General features: G+C 67.6%; 17 protein-coding genes and 2 pseudogenes. 10 read left to right on the forward strand and 9 right to left on the reverse strand.

Annotated elements, in window-relative coordinates; all coding sequences use genetic code 11:
* The 7 genes and pseudogenes from AB0I18_RS48280 to AB0I18_RS48310 all read left to right on the forward strand — a co-directional run.
* Window positions 1–263 (forward strand): annotated as a pseudogene (locus AB0I18_RS48280) (hypothetical protein); the annotation flags it as partial.
* Window positions 264–804: 541 nt separating this feature from the next.
* On the forward strand, window positions 805–1032 hold the full coding sequence (locus tag AB0I18_RS48285; RefSeq protein WP_363112216.1) for a hypothetical protein: 228 nt from the start codon (window positions 805–807) through the stop codon (window positions 1030–1032).
* A 182-nt stretch (window positions 1033–1214) separates the two neighbouring features.
* Window positions 1215–2027 (forward strand): SGNH/GDSL hydrolase family protein, encoded by an 813-nt coding sequence (locus AB0I18_RS48290; protein WP_363112217.1) that lies wholly within the window; start codon window positions 1215–1217, stop codon window positions 2025–2027.
* 16 nt (window positions 2028–2043) lie between these two features.
* Window positions 2044–3291 carry an acyltransferase gene (locus AB0I18_RS48295; RefSeq protein ID WP_363112218.1) on the forward strand — a complete coding sequence of 416 codons (1248 nt, stop codon included), beginning with the start codon at window positions 2044–2046 and terminating at the stop codon, window positions 3289–3291.
* A gap of 75 nt (window positions 3292–3366) precedes the next feature.
* Window positions 3367–4065, forward strand: coding sequence for a response regulator transcription factor (locus tag AB0I18_RS48300; RefSeq protein WP_363112219.1), 699 nt, complete (start codon window positions 3367–3369; stop codon window positions 4063–4065).
* Window positions 4062–5513 carry a HAMP domain-containing sensor histidine kinase gene (locus AB0I18_RS48305; RefSeq protein ID WP_363112220.1) on the forward strand — a complete coding sequence of 484 codons (1452 nt, stop codon included), beginning with the start codon at window positions 4062–4064 and terminating at the stop codon, window positions 5511–5513. The genes AB0I18_RS48300 and AB0I18_RS48305 overlap by 4 nt, the downstream gene beginning before the upstream one ends.
* Window positions 5510–6046 carry a hypothetical protein gene (locus AB0I18_RS48310; protein ID WP_363112221.1) on the forward strand — a complete coding sequence of 179 codons (537 nt, stop codon included), beginning with the start codon at window positions 5510–5512 and terminating at the stop codon, window positions 6044–6046. Before AB0I18_RS48305 ends, AB0I18_RS48310 begins: the two co-directional genes overlap by 4 nt.
* 142 nt (window positions 6047–6188) lie before the next feature.
* On the opposite strand, the gene AB0I18_RS48315 is transcribed toward AB0I18_RS48310, so the two are convergent.
* The 7 genes and pseudogenes from AB0I18_RS48315 to AB0I18_RS48345 form a co-directional block, all read right to left on the reverse strand.
* Entirely contained in the window at window positions 6189–6614 is a 426-nt protein-coding gene (locus AB0I18_RS48315) for a helix-turn-helix transcriptional regulator (protein ID WP_363112222.1), read from the reverse strand.
* 50 nt (window positions 6615–6664) lie between these two features.
* Window positions 6665–6754, reverse strand: a pseudogene (locus tag AB0I18_RS48320) (hypothetical protein); the annotation flags it as partial.
* Window positions 6720–7172 (reverse strand): hypothetical protein, encoded by a 453-nt coding sequence (locus AB0I18_RS48325; protein WP_363112232.1) that lies wholly within the window; start codon window positions 7170–7172, stop codon window positions 6720–6722. The gene AB0I18_RS48325 and the pseudogene AB0I18_RS48320, both read right to left, overlap by 35 nt.
* 6 nt (window positions 7173–7178) lie before the next feature.
* On the reverse strand, window positions 7179–8228 hold the full coding sequence (locus AB0I18_RS48330; protein ID WP_363112223.1) for a sesquiterpene cyclase: 1050 nt from the start codon (window positions 8226–8228) through the stop codon (window positions 7179–7181).
* A gap of 65 nt (window positions 8229–8293) precedes the next feature.
* A complete protein-coding gene (locus AB0I18_RS48335; RefSeq protein ID WP_363112224.1) occupies window positions 8294–9727 on the reverse strand; it encodes a cytochrome P450 in 1434 nt (477 codons plus the stop codon).
* A gap of 565 nt (window positions 9728–10292) precedes the next feature.
* Window positions 10293–10949, reverse strand: coding sequence for an HAD family phosphatase (locus tag AB0I18_RS48340; RefSeq protein ID WP_363112225.1), 657 nt, complete (start codon window positions 10947–10949; stop codon window positions 10293–10295).
* Between the two features lie 87 nt (window positions 10950–11036).
* Window positions 11037–12038, reverse strand: a complete 1002-nt coding sequence (locus tag AB0I18_RS48345; RefSeq protein WP_363112226.1) for a ScbA/BarX family gamma-butyrolactone biosynthesis protein — start codon at window positions 12036–12038, stop codon at window positions 11037–11039.
* A 622-nt stretch (window positions 12039–12660) separates the two neighbouring features.
* Here AB0I18_RS48345 and AB0I18_RS48350 point away from each other — a divergent pair.
* Together AB0I18_RS48350 and AB0I18_RS48355 are read left to right on the forward strand one after the other, a co-directional pair.
* Window positions 12661–12795, forward strand: coding sequence for a hypothetical protein (locus AB0I18_RS48350; RefSeq protein ID WP_363112227.1), 135 nt, complete (start codon window positions 12661–12663; stop codon window positions 12793–12795).
* 138 nt (window positions 12796–12933) lie between these two features.
* Entirely contained in the window at window positions 12934–13254 is a 321-nt protein-coding gene (locus tag AB0I18_RS48355) for an antibiotic biosynthesis monooxygenase (RefSeq protein ID WP_363112228.1), read from the forward strand.
* A gap of 128 nt (window positions 13255–13382) precedes the next feature.
* On the opposite strand, the gene AB0I18_RS48360 is transcribed toward AB0I18_RS48355, so the two are convergent.
* Complete coding sequence (locus AB0I18_RS48360; RefSeq protein WP_363112229.1) at window positions 13383–14231, reverse strand: helix-turn-helix transcriptional regulator; 849 nt, start codon at window positions 14229–14231, stop codon at window positions 13383–13385.
* Between the two features lie 123 nt (window positions 14232–14354).
* On the opposite strand from AB0I18_RS48360, the gene AB0I18_RS48365 reads away from it, so the two are divergent.
* Window positions 14355–15086 carry an SDR family oxidoreductase gene (locus tag AB0I18_RS48365; RefSeq protein ID WP_363112230.1) on the forward strand — a complete coding sequence of 244 codons (732 nt, stop codon included), beginning with the start codon at window positions 14355–14357 and terminating at the stop codon, window positions 15084–15086.
* Window positions 15087–15236: 150 nt separating this feature from the next.
* Here the strand turns inward: AB0I18_RS48365 and AB0I18_RS48370 are convergent.
* Window positions 15237–15569, reverse strand: a 333-nt coding sequence (locus tag AB0I18_RS48370) for an XdhC family protein (protein ID WP_363112231.1), incomplete at its 5' end; no start/stop codon positions are given.

Raw genomic sequence — 15569 nt, forward strand, 5'->3', positions numbered from 1 at the left:
AGGTGCAGTTCTGGCTCGAACACGTGGGGCGTACGAGTTTCACGTATAAGTTCGTTATTCTGTCTGCTGATCGCGCGACCGTCCACGCCAGCGGGACGCGAGCAATGGTGAACCTCGATGCCGGCACGTTGCGGCCGGCTCCGCTGACCTGGGACCTCTTGGAATTCAGCCGACCGCTCATGTCGGACGAACTCCTGGCGACGCTGGAGGCGAGGGAGCGGCAGTCCGCCTCGCCGGACGGAGAGGGTTCACCCGTTCAGTGAGGCAGCCGGGAAACGCTGCCTGGCGCGTCGGACGCCCCACTTTCTGACGGTGACGGCGTAGTACCCGCCTGATGATTCGGAACACCGCAGCCTTGGGAGGTATGCGCGTGTTGCCGAAAGTCGGGAGGAGGATCCGGGACCTGCCGATCACACCGGATGCAGTCCGCGGGAACTCGACCGGCACCGGGAACGACTACTGGTTCGTCGGCGATTCTCGGACACGGGAGACACACCAGTGGAACGCAGACAGTTTCTTCGCCGGACGACAGCAGCACCGGCGTAGCTCTGCCCTCTTGGACGAGCGTGGGGGATCGGACCGTACACCGGTATGTCCGCCCCAGGTTGTCTCCCCGCCCGATGCCGCCACCTCAAAGCCAGTGCCGACGGCACCTCGCACATTCCGCGGGTGCCGCCGGCAGCGGGGAAAACATGTCTTGGTCACGGCCGCCGTGGGCGCGGAGCTGGGCCGGGTAGGTGCCGGGCGCCGCCCGCTGGTCCAGCCTTCGGGCAGTGTGGCGGGGAGCAGGAACTCGTCGTCCGGGTGCACGCACCTGCGGACAAGCTGGACATCGACGGCGGCGCCCGGGTCTCCCTCGTTCTGATGCACCTGGCGGTGGCGGCGGTGCTGATCCCGGGGGCTGGGAGGCAGGTCCTCCGGGGCGGGAGCCGGTACCGGGAGGGCGTGACCGCCGGCACCAAGTACGCCGCGCACCGCATCAGATGGCAGGGCGAATGGCGGCTCCTCGCCACGCAGGGAGGAGGCTCGTAGGCGGGTTCGGCGGGGGAGTCATCCCCTTGCCGACGCGTCAGCGGAAATCGCCCTCGCCGGCCGCCGTCGACGAACCGCGCACCGCGTCTGGGGCGGCGGCCTTCATGAGCGCTCCTTGTCCGGACTATGAGCAAATGATGACGGAGGGCGGTCGGGCGCTCGAAGGCTGTTGTGCTGGGGGCATGAACAACAGGCACAAGTCCCTTCCCCGTTCTCTCCGCTACGCCCTGAGCGCGGTCACCGTGGTCGCCGTGCTCGGCCTCACCTTGGTCGGGTGCGGCGAGAAGGGCACCGGCAGCCAGGACGAGGGGCACGGCAACACAACGACGCGCACCGGTGCGAAGGTGCTGTGGCTGGGCGACTCCATCGCGGGCGCCGAGGCTCCCGCCCTGGGCGCGGCTCTGAAGGCCAGTGAGGTGGAGTTCAAGAACTCCTCTTCGGATGGTGGGGGCACCATCGTCGACAGCGGCGAGAAGATCACGCAGATGATCTCTGGCGAGACATGGATGCAACTGCGCAAGGACATCGAGTTGTTCCGTCCCACCGTGATCGCCTACCAAGTCACGACGTACGACTGGGGAAGCCAGGACCAGCAGCGGGCCGCCTACGAGAAGGCCGTCGACACGGCCAAGGGCGCCGGGGCCAAGGTGGTGTTCGTCTCGCCACCCCCCATCAAGATCGACGCGTTCTACCGGCAACACGAGGCGCAGATGCGCACCGCTCCCAAGGCAGCCGCGGAAGTCGCCGGGAAGAGCGGTGGCACGGCGGCCTTCTTCGACGCCTCGCAGGTGTGGGGCACCGACGCCTCGGCGGCCAAGGCCCAGCGCGCCGCGGACGGGATCCACAACTGCCAACAAGGGGCGGCCGCCTTCGCCAAGTGGTTCACCGACAAGCTCGGCGAACAGGAGAACTTCACGCCGGCGTCGGTGGACTCCTGGGCCCAGGAGTCCTGGACCGGTGACGAGCGATACAGCAAGCTCGGCTGTGCCGCCTGACGGAACGGTTGACTTCATGCTTTCGCGTCTTCCGTCGCCCGCGCGCGGCCGCGCGGTGCCTGACCGGCGCCGTGCGGCACGCCGCAGCGGGGTGGGCCGTGCGCACATAGCAGCTCTCGACGGGCTGCGCGGGTTCGCGGTCGCGGCCGTGCTGCTCTTCCACGCCGGGCATCTGCGCGGCGGGTTTCTCGGCGTCGACCTGTTCTTCGTGCTCTCCGGCTACCTGATCACCGGGCTGCTCCTCGGCGAGGCCACGGAGCGCGGCCGGATCGCCCTGGCCGTGTTCTGGTCCCGCCGTGCCCGTCGCCTGATACCCGCTCTCGTCTGCGTGGTGGTCCTGACCGTAGCGGCCACATGGGCGTGGGGGAGCACGGCGCAGCTGCGCTTTGCGCTCGACGACATGCCCTGGGTCGGGGCCCAGGCGGTCAACTGGTACTACATCACGGAGCAGGTGGGCTACTGGAACGCCTCCGACACCCGCGTCTTTGCCCACCTGTGGAGTATTGGTGTGGAGTGGCAGTTCTACCTGGTCTGGCCGCTGGTGGTGGCGGTGGCCGCCCGGGGGCGTTTCGGTGAGCGGCTCGTGGCCTCGCTCGCCGGCGCGGGTGCCCTGGTCTCCCTCGCCCTGACCGTCTCGCTGGGTGCCGCGGTGGACACCACCCGCGCCTACGAGGGCACCGACACCCGTGGCGCGGCCCTGTTGCTCGGGGCGCTCGCGGCCACCGCGTCGGTGCGCAACCTCGTCCGCCGTGTGCCACGCCGGGCGGCCGACCGCGCGTGCCTTGTCCTGGGGTGTGGGCTGGTGGTGGCGTGGGCTGTGGCCGAGGGCGAGACGGCGCCCCTGCTCTTCCGGGGCGGGCTCTTCCTGCACTCTCTCGCCGCGGCCGTACTGATCGTCCTGATGGCCCAGGTGCCAGGCACCTGGGCGGCACGGATTGCGGGCAGCCGCCTGCCGCAGGGCCTGGGAGAGCTGTCGTACAGCCTGTATCTGTGGCACTGGCCGGTGTACCTGCTGCTGTTGCCCCGACTGTCGGTGCTCGGGGACTGGAGCGCAACCGGCGTCGCGATCGGAGTTTCGCTGGTGGCCGCCGCGGTGACGAAGCGGTTCGTCGAGGATCCGGTGCGGTTCCGGGCGAGGTGGGCGCGCGGCAGGCGCGGGGTGATCGCGACGGTCGCGGCGGCCCTGGCCGGAGTCATCCTGTGGGCGGCGGTGCCCGAGCCGGTGCCGGGGGCCGGCACGGTCGACATCGACCAGTTGGAGTGACCCCCGGATCCCTGTCCACCCTGACGGCGCACACAATGTCGGAACAACACGCTCACCGCGGAAGGGGCCCCGTACATGACCCGTGTCCTGTTGATCGAGGACGATCCGGCCGTGCGCCGCGGTGTCGTCCTGGGCCTGTCCCGCAACGGGCACGAGACCGAGGCGGTCGGCACCGGCGAGGACGGTCTCGATGCCCTGGTCGCCATCAAGCCGGATCTGGTGCTGCTCGATCTGATGCTGCCCGGCATGAGCGGTCTGGAAGTATGCCGCCGCATCCGCGAGACCAGCCGGGTTCCCATCGTGATCCTCTCCGCACGCGGCGACGACATCGACGTCGTGATCGGCCTGGAGACGGGCGCCGACGACTACGTCGTCAAGCCCGCCGGCGCCGCCGTCATCGAGGCCCGGATGCGCGCGGTGCTGCGCCGCGTCGCCCCCTCCCCGGCCGACACCGACACAGGTGCCGGTCCGACCTCGGTGGGCGATCTCGAAATCGACCGCGACGCGCTGATCGTCCGCAAGCACGGCGAGGAACTCCCGCTCGCTCCCTCCGAGTTGAAGCTGCTGCTCTTTCTCAGCGCCGCCCCGGAGCGGACCTTCAGCCGCCAGCAGCTGCTGGAGGACATCTGGGAGCACAGCTACTACGCGGACGCCCGCCTGGTCGACGCCTGTGTGATGCGGCTACGCGCCAAGATCGAAGAGGATCCGCGCCGCCCGGTATACGTTCAGACGGTGCGTGGCTTCGGCTACCGCTTCGGCCCGCTGCCCGCATGAAACTCACCCTGCCCCGCGGACTGCGTCCACGCCTGGTCGTCGCGTTTGTCCTCGTCGCCGCGCTCAGTGCGTCGATCACCGCCGTGCTCACCTTCCGGCAGGCCCGCAGCTCGATTCTGGACCGCACCCAGAACAGCGCCGTCCGCGAACTGCGCCTCCAGATCGACTCGCTCGCCCCCAACCTTCCGGCCGATCCCAATGACGTGGATCTGCGCATCTTCGCGCGCCGGCTGGACAGCGCCTCGGGCGCGCGCGGCTGGCACACGGCCGTCGCCCGCGACGGCGGGCCGCTCATCGGCACCGCGGGCGGCGTCAGCGGCGCCCTGCGCGACGTGGCGGAGAACGGCGACGCCACCTTCTACGAGCGTGTGGAGCACGCCGACGGGCCCCGGCTGCTCATCGGCATGCCGATCAGCTACGCCGGTGGGCGCGATGGAGCGCGGAAACCATCGGGGCTGGTCGCCTACGCCGTTCTGCCACTGGACGGCGAACAGGCCGACGTCTCCGCCCTGATCACCGCGGCCTGGGCGGGTGCCGTCCCGACGCTCGCCTTCGCCGTCGTGCCTGCCCTGTTCGCGGCCCACCGGGTACTGCGTCCCGTACGGCAGCTGCGTACGGCCGCCGAGAAGATCACCTCGGGTGCCCTGGACACCCGCCTGGACATCGTCGGCAAGGACGAACTCGCCGCGCTGACCGGCACGTTCAACACCATGGCGGCCGCACTGGAGCGGGACGGGGCCGAACTGCGGCGGATGGAGGCCAACGCCCGTCGGTTCGCCGCGGACGTCTCGCACGAGCTGCGGACTCCTCTCGCCGCGATGGCCGCCGTCACCGACGCCCTCGACGAGGATGCCCGCTCCGGCATCCTGCCTCCGGACACCGCCGACGCGGTCCTCCTCATCAGCGACGAGACCCGCAAGCTGGCCGGCATGGTCGAGGACCTCATGGAGATCTCCCGCTTCGACGCGGGTGCGGCGGTTTTGCACCTGGACGACGTGAGTCTGCACACCCTCGTCCACAAGACGCTTGACCTGCGCGGCTGGCGCGAGCCGGACGAGGTGATCACCGAGCTTCCCGAGGACGACCCGCGCCTCCGAGTCGACGCGCGGCGCATCGACGTCGTCCTCGCCAATCTGATCGGCAATGCGCTGCGCCACGGCGCCGCTCCTGTCACGGTCCGGGCGACTGCCACGCGGGAGTCCCTCATGATCGACGTCGCCGACGACGGCCCCGGCATCCCCGACGAGGTCCTGTCACATGTTTTCGACCGCTTCTACAAGGCGGACGCCGCCAGGGGCCGGTCCGAGGGGAGCGGCCTGGGACTCGCCATCGCGCTGGAGAACGTACGGCTGCACCACGGCACCCTCACCGCCGCCAACCTCCCCGGTGGCGGCGCGGTGTTCACCATCGCACTCCCGCGTACCCTCCGGCAGGAGGACCAGCCATGAAGCGCCGGCTCACCTGTCTCGTAGCCATGGTGGTCCTGCTGTCGTCGGGCTGCGGCATCGGCTCCACCGGCCCTGTCCGAGCCGGCGCCCCGGCGTCCGGCCTGCGCGAACCGGGGTCCTCGCACCACTATGCCCAGCTCTATTTCGTCAGCCCGTACGGCATTCAGGCCGTCACCCGCGAGGTCGACGCCCCCCTGCCCCCGCAACAGGCACTCGACCTGCTCCTCAAAGGTCCCGACGCCGCCGAACGCGCGCGCGGCCTGAGCACCGAGGTACCCCCACTCGACGGGGGGCTGGTCGCGCAGGGCGCCGACGGCGCTGTGGACCTGCGCCTCCCAGTGACCGTGGCGAACCTGACCCGCGGTGGCGGTCTCGGGCTCAGCCAGGTCATCTGCACCGCGGCCGACGCCCAGGCGTCCGACAGCGAACAATCCCCCGAGGTGGACGTACGGGTCTACGAGGAGGGCTACGAGACACCCTGGACCGTCCGCTGCAACGCGGCGGGCAACGTCGCCCCCGTGCCCGCCCCGTAGCCCTTCTCCCCACCGCCACGACACCGGAGAGGCTCCGTGCATGCTGAGGCGGTGTCCGACCCTAGGCCTGGTGCAAGAGGAGGCCGGCATTTTCGGAAGCGTCACCGTGACGCTTCGACCAGCTTGTTCGACTCGCCGTCAACTACGAGCGGACTGGGGCCCGTTGGGGCAGACCGCTCAGCCGCCGGGGAGGCCACGGTCGCGGTGCGGCGGAACACTCGCTCGGGTTGACGCCCCGGACCCGTTTGAACGCCGCGCTGAACCCGAACGGGTCGGAGTAACCCACCGAGCGGGCGATGTCCGCGACGGTTGCGGACTCCTGCTCGACCAGTGGATCTGCCGCGAGCGTCATGCGCCAGCGGGTGAGGTAGGTCAGCGGCGGTTCGCCGACCAGGTCAGCGAGCCGCTTGGCCAGCGTCGAACGCGACACGCCGGTGCGCTCGGCCGGCGCGGCGACCGTCCACGGTGCCGCCGGTTCGGCGTGCAGCAGGCGCAGCGCGTCGCCGACCACCGGGTCCCGCTGGGCGGCCCACCAGGCCGGGGCTCGCCGCCAGGGCGGTCGATCCACTCGCGCAGCATGCACACCAGCATCCAGTCCAGCAGCCGGTCGAGCACGGCCTGCTGGCCCGGCGCGTCGACGGTGACCTCGGCGGCGAGGTGGTCCAGTACGGCGTCAGCCGTCCCCCGGCGCGAAAGGGGTTGTTCTATACGAGTACGCCGAACGTGTCGGCGAGCCGCTCTGCTTGAACGTGGAGAACGGTCGTTGTTCCTCACCGATCGGTGACGGAGCGGTCTTGTCGCAGAGATTGTGTCGGCTTGGAATGCGTTCGACACCCGGGAAATTGAAGAACTCCTCATTGTCGAGCGCCTGTTCCACCAGATGCGACGCATTGCTGTCGCAATAGACTCGCTCGCGCTCGATGAACCCGTCCCGGAAATGGACAACCGTCCAGGTGCGGCTGGGTATCGTTGATCCGTCGGCGAGTTCGACCTTCCATTCGAACATCTCGAGGGCCGTGTCTTCGATGAACCATTGCTGCTGCGTCGCGGAGTCGATCTCGGGGGCGAGACTGGAGACGCTGAACAAACGGGCCCACATCTCCTTGACAGCCATGCGGCCGCGCACGCATGGTCAATAGCTTTGCTCCGCTTCATTCGTTGGAAAGGGCCGTCCGATCAGGAGATCATCGGGGTAGCTCGCCGACCGGTCAGCAGGGTGAAGGTCGTCGACGGCGTATCGCTGGACCGAGGAATGCCATACGAGTTGCCCGCTCAGGTTGGCGGCGATGTTGGACGCGTAGTCGAGTGCGGCGGCGTGAACCAAGGGCGGCACCGCTTGCCTGGCGAGTTCCTCGCGGAGTTCCTTCTTCGCTGCCGCGACGGTGCGGAGGTGGGTTGCGACCAACGCCGCCACCCGGTCCACGGCTTCCTGGAGTGAACAGTTCTCTGTGTCCCGGAGGATTGTGACGGCGTTGTACTGGTAGCCGACGAGGGTCTCACGACGGACGGAGAAGACGTCGTTCACCATGGCTATGTGCAGTGCTCCGGCCCGGCGCAGTTTGTTCATCGCGCCGCAGGTGCGCACGGAGTCGGGCAGCAGCACGGGAAGGCGCAATTCGTCCAGGTCCCACAGCCAGGGCATCCCCACCGAGTACATCCTCCAGCCGAGGTAGGTATCGAGGTCGGGAACAGTCCCTTCGGCGCTTAGGCGGGCCTCGGTCGCGTAGGAGCGAAGGAACGCCCTGAAGTGTCGTAGGAAGGCGTCGCACCAGTCAGTGGGTCGTCCACGGGAGGTCGTCGACCACAGGTCACCCAGTGCCCTGGCGACCGGGGGCCTTGCGGGAACCGACGTGCCTCGCAGTACGTCGCAGAGCTCATCGACGGCTGTCACCCGGGCCGACAGCCTCTCGGTGAGATCGTCCTCGTCGAGTTGGTCGTCGATACGGAAGGTGAGGGCAAGCCACCCAAGACCGGTGATCAGCGTGTCAAGGTCGGCGCGAGGCCACACATACGCCCCTGACAGGTCGGCCCTGGTACGCCGCATCCTGATGCGTGCCTTGTCGGTCGGTGCCAGGCCATAGGCGTCGATCCACCTCCACATCGCCCGGGACGCCCGCTCCAAGTGCGGATTGCATTCCACGGGAAAAGGGACTTCGAAGAGGGGCATTCTGAAGTCGGTCACGAGGACTCCACTGGTTGAAGTGGGCGCTGGGGTTCAGCGCCCATGTGATGCCGCTCGTCTCCCCATCACCGGCCGATGCGGCGGTTGCGTCCATCGGAGCCCGCTTCGGCCACGGGACCGGCCCGGCGGTAGTACGCCATGGTGAGCATGTCTGGAGTAACCGTCATCACCGCCTGCGGTTGCGGGGTACGGGAAGTGAACTGGAAGGCGGACCAGGTTTGCAGGATTGTTGCCAGGATGATCGTCAGTTCCGCCCACGCGAAGGCCTCTCCAATGCACTGCCGGCGGCCGGCGCCGAAAGCCAGGAAGGAGTTACGGGCCTCTTTGGCGCGCTCAGGGGCCCATCGGTCCGGGTCGAAACACTCCGGGTCTTCGAAGACCTGAGGGTCGTGCTGGTAGAGGTAAGGGCTCCAGACGACATCGGAGCCCGCCGGAATACGGTGCCCCCCTAGGCCAACGGTCCGGGTGGCCGTGCGGGTGGTGAGCCATACAGGTCCGTACTTGCGGATGGCCTCCTGCAGAACCTGGCGGATGTACAGCAGGCGGTCCAGGTCCTCGTGGCGTACCGGCCTCTCCCCGCACACGGCGTCCAGTTCCGTTCGCAGGCGCGCCGTGATCTCGTCGTGCTGGGACAGCTCGTACAGGGCCCAGGCCAGCGTCGTTCCGGTGGTCTCGATCGCGCCGACGAGTAGAGTGATGACCTCGTCCTGGAGTTGCTGCTGACTGAGCAGGTCCTCGGTTGTGAGAAGGGTCTGGAGCAGTCCTTCGCCCCGCTGGGTGTGATAGGGGCAGTCCCTTGCTGCGGAGACGGCGGCGTCGGGGTCGGCGTGGTGTGATCCGCGGGCGTGGTCGGTGGCCTGGTCGATGATCGCGCGCAGTCGCCGCAGGTTGGCCTCATGGGCCCTGTTGGCGGGCAGAGGCAGACGGGTGACCCAGGACGGCAGGATCGTCTGGCGTATCGTCCCCCGCATGATCACTGGCATGAGCTGTGTGAACTCGGCCGCCAGGTGATCGGGGAGGTTCGTGCCGAACAGGGCGGTAAGAAAGGCGGCGAGGGTGACCTCGTTCATGTCGGCATAGACATCCCGCTCCTGGCCTTCCCCCCAGGAGCTGACCAGGGCACGGACCTGCTCGACCATGGGATCGGTGCGTGCGGCTATGTGGGCCCTGTTGAACATCGGTTGCAGCCGACGTCGGTTGTGGAGATGGGCATCGCCGTCCGCGATCGTGGCGATGCCGTTGCCGAAGAAGGCCCGAAGGGCATCGAAGACTCTGCCGCCTTTGAGGAAATGGGCCGCGTCGGTGACGAGCATGCGCCGTGCCAGCTCGGGATCGGTCAGGACGTATGCCGGGGTGGGGCCGATGCGTATCCGGACCACGGGGCCGTAGTCACGCAGGGACCTCATGAAGGGAAGGGAATCGCGGGCCAGCCTGTGGCTGTGTCCAATGATGGGTAGGGCGCCGGGCGCTGTAGGGATGGACGTGGGGGGCAAGTTCATGGGTATGTCGCTCCTTGCTGAGCCGTCGGCAGCAGCGTCATCCGCTGCCGGGCCAGGCTGCCGGTAGTGTGCAGCGGCCAAGGGGGCGTCACTGCTTCAGATACTCAAGACCAGGGGAACCACTGGCGTACGGTTGCAGCCGTTGAGACTTGAGCCGTGTAGCCACGAAGACTTTCCGACCGCAACCCGGGCCGATGCCTGAAGCAGACTGAGCAAGCCACTGATGCCAAACCGGGAAGAGACCATCAAGAAACCGTCAAGTCGCCCGCGTGCGGCTGTGGTTGCAGTGGACACACGGACTGGCGAATCACGGGGCAGTATTCAAGGCCTTGAGAACACCGCGCGTGCGGCCGGTGGCCCCGGCGACCAGGACAGGACTGGCGTTGGTGGGCATGATTCTGCTCCTCGCAATCCGGCTACGAGTCGTGGTTCAACCGACCTATTCCGCTCATCTCGGTGCGGAGGCCGCGCGCGGTCCAATGTGTGACGCGCAAACAGCACATGCCGGACCATGCTGCTTGGCCACGCGGGGTGGGCGTTCGGCGTGTGGGTGCCGCGAGCAGCGTCAGAGGATGCTGGGCAGACCTGTCAGATGCCGCAGTTCGGCGAGGACTTGGCGGTTGTCACGGAAGTGGACGGCTTGCCAGCCCTGCCGTCGGGCCGCGGCACAGTTGCCTGCGAGGTCGTCGACGAGCACGCAGTCCTCGGGGGTGACACCGGCCGCCTTGGCCGCCAGATCGAAGATCTCCGAGTCGGGTTTGCGGACGCCGACCTTGCATGAGTTGATGAGACAGTCGACCTCGCCGGCCGGGGCGACGATCGCCCGCCAGTACGGCTCCCACTCGACGACGTTGTTCGACAGGATGCCCACGCGGAACCCGTTGTCGCGGGCGTTCCGCAGGGCGCACACCATCACCGGGTTGGCCGTGACGCCGTCGAACCACTGCTCGCCGAAGCACTCCAGGCGGGCACGGCTCAGATCAAGCTCTGGGTGACGGCTCGTCAGGATACGGCGGAGGCGACGCCCCCACTCGTCCTCGGTGAGAGCGGCGATCTCGACGGGCGCCAGGGTCGGCATGCCCATCTCGTCCGCGACCTCCTTCATAGCGGCCTGAAGTTGCGCGGGCGGAATGCCGGTCTTGCGGTGGTAGGCGTCGTACAACTCGTCCAGAGGTGGCGAGAGTACGCCGCCGAAGTCGAACCAGACCATGGGCAGGGGCATACGGAGGGCCCTCCTGTCAGGGCGGTGTGAAATGAAGCAGTAAGGAGTTCGTGCGGCACGGCATGCCTGCCGTGTCAGGCGGAGGGTTCAGCAGGCATGGGGCGCCGAGGCCTGGGCTGAGGCAGGGATGAGGAACTTGCCGATGGGGCTGGTGCACCGCAGGGCGACCTCGGCTGTGGAGATCACGGTCTGCTCCTGGAGCATCTCCATACGGAAGACGGCCGCGCCTGGCGTTTCCCGGTCCTCGACCAAATCGGCCTGGCACACGGTGGGCAGTTCGAACTCACCGAACCGTGTGAAGGCGGCCGCGCAGTGCGTCAGCGTCAGCCGCCGGGGCGACAGACCCAGCAGTTCGTGGGCCGCGTGCAGGGCGGTCTGCCGGTATGCCTCGAAGAACAGCGCACCGGGGATATGGTCGAGTGGGTGGTCGAACAGAGCCGGATGCGCCTGGTCGACGATGACCTGAGCCACGACTCGGCGTCCGACGACCGCCGCCTCCGCCAGGACGACGTTGTCGGGCGAGCGCCGTCCGACCGCGGCAGGGCTGAGCCGGCGGCCACTGGGGTGCGGGCGCGGAGTCTCCAGGTCGAGGGCAGCGCGGCCGCGTTCACGCAGCATGTCCCACGCATCGCCGGGCATCCACTGGATGGTCATGGTCATGGATGCGGCGTCGTGGCCGTCGACAGCCAGCCGCATCTCCAGGGTGACGCCGACGAGCTCAGCGCCGCGGTGCTTCTCGCCCGTGATGGCGGCGGTCAGCAGTCCCCGCCCAGGCAGCCGCCCGATTTCCAGCGCTTTGGTGTCGAGGACAGTGAACTCGCCGGAGTTGAAGCTGAACTTGCGGTCCAGCGGGACGGCGCAATGTTCGTGGGCGACCAGGATGGAGGTCTGTCGGAACACTTCGAGTAACAGAAACGGGTCGTAGGCGGCGGGAGTCACCAGGTGGTCGCTGTAGTAGCTGTGGACGCGTGGCAGTTGCGCCGCGACGAGGAACTCGTTGTCAGAACGGCGCTGAGTATCGGTCAGGAACACCTCGCAGATGGCGGCGCGGTGGACGAGCTGCCGGGAGACGGTTACCGCGTAGGACATACCATGGTTTCCCGAAACGGACATGTCTTGGAACTCCCTCGAACCAGGAATGTTGAAAGAACAGTGGTTCATCTGCGGACCATCATTACGCGTGTCAGGGCGGCGTAACCAGGGGATGACAACCCCCGCCATTCGCGCCCATAAGGCCGTGGACCGCGCAGTCCCGGTGCGCGATCGAGATTCGGGAGGCTGGTGCACGGGGTTTCGGCCGCGCGGCGACCGGAACGGCGCGGGCTTTCCATGCGAGAAAACCTGCCTTGTCAAATACGGGCTTGTAACGTGTGTCGCCGCTGGCCTAGGTGGGCTCACGCCACGATGCCGCGACGCGTCGGAGTGGGCGTTCGCGACCAAGCGAGCACATCGATCACTCAGGCTGAGGAGTGGATTCGTGTCGAAGACTTATCGCATCGCGGTGATCCAGGGCGATGGGAATCGGCCGAGACGTCCTCGGAGGCGGGAAGGATTCCCGGTTTGAGGGATCCCTTGTTGGGCGAACACCTCTAGCTGAGGGGCAAGCAGCGCGCAAAACCCGTGCGGATGCAAGCGCCGATGCCGGGGGCGGCCGGCGGCCGCTCCGCGACGAGCCGGGTCCACCCGTGCACCGTGAGCAGGGAGGCGCTCGATGTCGAGGGCGGCGGGGACATGGGAGTTGAGCGTCCGTACGGACCGGGTCTTCGCGCGACGCGGCTGCCCGAAGTGGGGCGTACATCTCTTCGGCACGGCCATCGACGCCAGCCCGTTTCGCCGCTGCGAGTGATCACCATTTTCGCCGGACGCGGTGTGCGGACGTAGCGGTCGCGAATTCCTCTCATGGTGCGCAACCGATCTGCTGGTCTCGGGTCGAGCCAGGAGAGAATGCGAAGTTTCCATGTTGTTCGCGAGGAAGAGGCGATATATGTTCATTGCTACGAACCGACTGTTTGTGCCTGCAGACCGTGCCGGCGAATTCGAAGCGCATTTCCGGCACAACATGCGCACCTATCTGCCTGGCGTGAATGGACTGCGGCGTAGCACGCTCCTACGTTCCGTCAGTGCCGATGATCCCTGTGTTTCGATCAACGTGTTTGGCAGCGATGCCGATTTTCGGGCCTGGATCGCCTCGGACTCGTTCAAGGAGGCTCATGCGCGCAACCAGGGTATCGCCCGGCATGTCACGAGCAATGCGGTGGAGACCTTTCACTCCTCCGAGGATCTGGTACTGATTACGGAAGGCTGAGCTTTCCTGGGGCTCTTGCGTGCACACGCGCTTATGCGCCAGTACTTTGCGCCCTCGCCGCCGTCGGCGCACCAATCGCCGAAGTAGTGGTACGTGCCAACGGCACCGACGAATCACAGAACGTCCACTCAGGACTCCTGCTGGTCGAAGATCTGTGTGCCGAGCACGGCGAGTAGTTCCAGTTTGGCGACCGAGTCGGTTCCGGCAGCGGCGGTGAACCAGAGCAGTCGTTGCCGTCCGTCCTCGCTGAACAGGTTGAGGCAATTGACCTCAAGCAATCCGAGCTCTGGATGTATCAGGCGTTTTCTGTCGTGGCGTCGGAACGAAACATCGTGCTGGGCCCAGTGTTTGGAGAACTCGGGACTACGGGCGCTCAGTGCCGTGATCATTGCACGGACATCGGGGTCAGCGTCGCGCCGGGCCGAGGCCGCACGAAGGTCGGCCACGAAGGAGCGGGTGTGCTCGGCATGATCCTCGGGTGGGTATAGCGCTCGTGCTTTCGGGTCGGTGAACCACCGGTACAGGAAGCTCGCGGTCCATCCGGTCGTGGACGGCGGTGGACCGAGCAGTGCACGGGCCGCCGGGTTCTGTACGAGCATGACGCGCAGGTCGGTGACCACCTGGGCCGGTGTGTCCCCCAGGCGATGCATCAAGTCCAGCATCCCCGGGTGGACGTGGTCGGCCGGACTGCCGGACGGGGGCAGCCGACGGCCCGCCAGGGCAAAGAGGTAGTCGCGCTCGTCCCGGCTGAGTCGGAGTGCCCGGGCGAGCGCGGCGAGCGTCTGCTCCGAGGGTTGGACGCCCGCCCCGCGCTCCAGCTCGATGTAGTAGTCGACCGAGACACCGGCCAGCTGAGCGACCTCTTCACGGCGAAGACCCAGTACACGACGGCGCGGCCCGGTCGGTAGGCCGACATCCGCGGGTCGGATGCGATCACGGCGTGACCTCAAAAGGTCGCCCAATTCCGAAAGATTCACACCACCACCCTGACCTGAACGCACTCGGCTTTCCAGGGGTTGCCGACCCCTGAGTAAGCGACCCCTGGTAGCCGGGGGGCTGTGGACCCATCGTGGACGGCAGACCGTTCAAAGGAGCAACCCGTGTGTGGGAGTACCCCTCGAGTCGCCATCGTGACCGGCGGCTCTCGTGGCATCGGCCGTGAGGGGGCCACCCGTCTGGCCGCAGATGGCCTGGCCGTCGTCGTCGGCTACGTCGGAGACAAGGAGAAGGCCGAAGAGACCGTCGCCATCGCGATCCGGGCGGGCACCCGGGCCATCGCCGTGCAGGCCGACGAGGACGCGGTGGCCGCGATGTTCGACACGGCCGAGCAGGAATTCGGTGGCGTCGACGTGGTCGCGCACGTGGCCGGCAAGATGGTGCTGAAGCCGGTCGTCGACTTCGATCTGGCCGTCCTGGACGACATGCACCGCACCAACATCCGCGGCACCTTCGTCGTAGCCCAGCAGGCAGCACGCCGACTGCGCGCCGGCGGCGCGCTGATCACTTTCTCCTCGTCCATGGTCGTGCAGGCGACGCCCACTTATGGCCCCTATGGCGCCACCAAGAGAGCGGTCGACGCACTGACCATGATCCTGGCCCGCGAACTGCGGGGCCGGGACGTCACGGCCAACGCTGTGGCCCCCGGCCCGACCGTGACCGACCCGTTTCTGGAGGGCCGGGATCAGGCGACGATTGACCGGCTGGCTTCCCTTGCGCCATTGGAGCGCCTGGGTACGACGGCCGACATGGCCTCGGTGGTCTCGTTCCTGGCGGGCGAAGAGGGTCGCTGGATCAACGGCCAGGTCGTCCGGGTCAATGGCGGAGCCATCTGAGGCTCATCGTGATCACTGGGGCATCCAGCGGCTCGCTGTCGTGCGCGGCACGTCAGTTTCTTCGCAGCTCCATCCGTCGGATGCCGTGGCCCACTTCGCGTGATTGTTTGCTGCTTGCTCCTCAACTTCGTTCGTCATGTTCGGTGATGCTTACGGCGCCGTCGCCAAGTCCGGCAGAGGCTGTGCGGAAGGGTGGATGGGGCCGGTGCCCTGCGACAGGGACAGACCCGTGCCGCGGTTGGCGTGGGCGATGATCTCCGCGGTGATGGAGATGGCGGTCTCCTCGGGCGTACGGGCGCCGATGTCCAGGCCGATCGGTGAGTGCAGACGGGCCAGTTGCTCCTCGGGCACGCCGGCTTCCCGGAGCAGGTCGACGCGGTGCTCGTGGGTGCGTCGCGAGCCCATCGCGCCGACGTAGCCCACGGGGAGGGTCAGCGCCAGACGCAGCAGGGGGATGTCGAACTTGGCGTCGTGGGTCAGGAC

It is taken from the genome of Streptomyces sp. NPDC050704, assembly GCF_040654355.1.
Classification (GTDB): Bacteria; Actinomycetota; Actinomycetes; order Streptomycetales; family Streptomycetaceae; genus Streptomyces.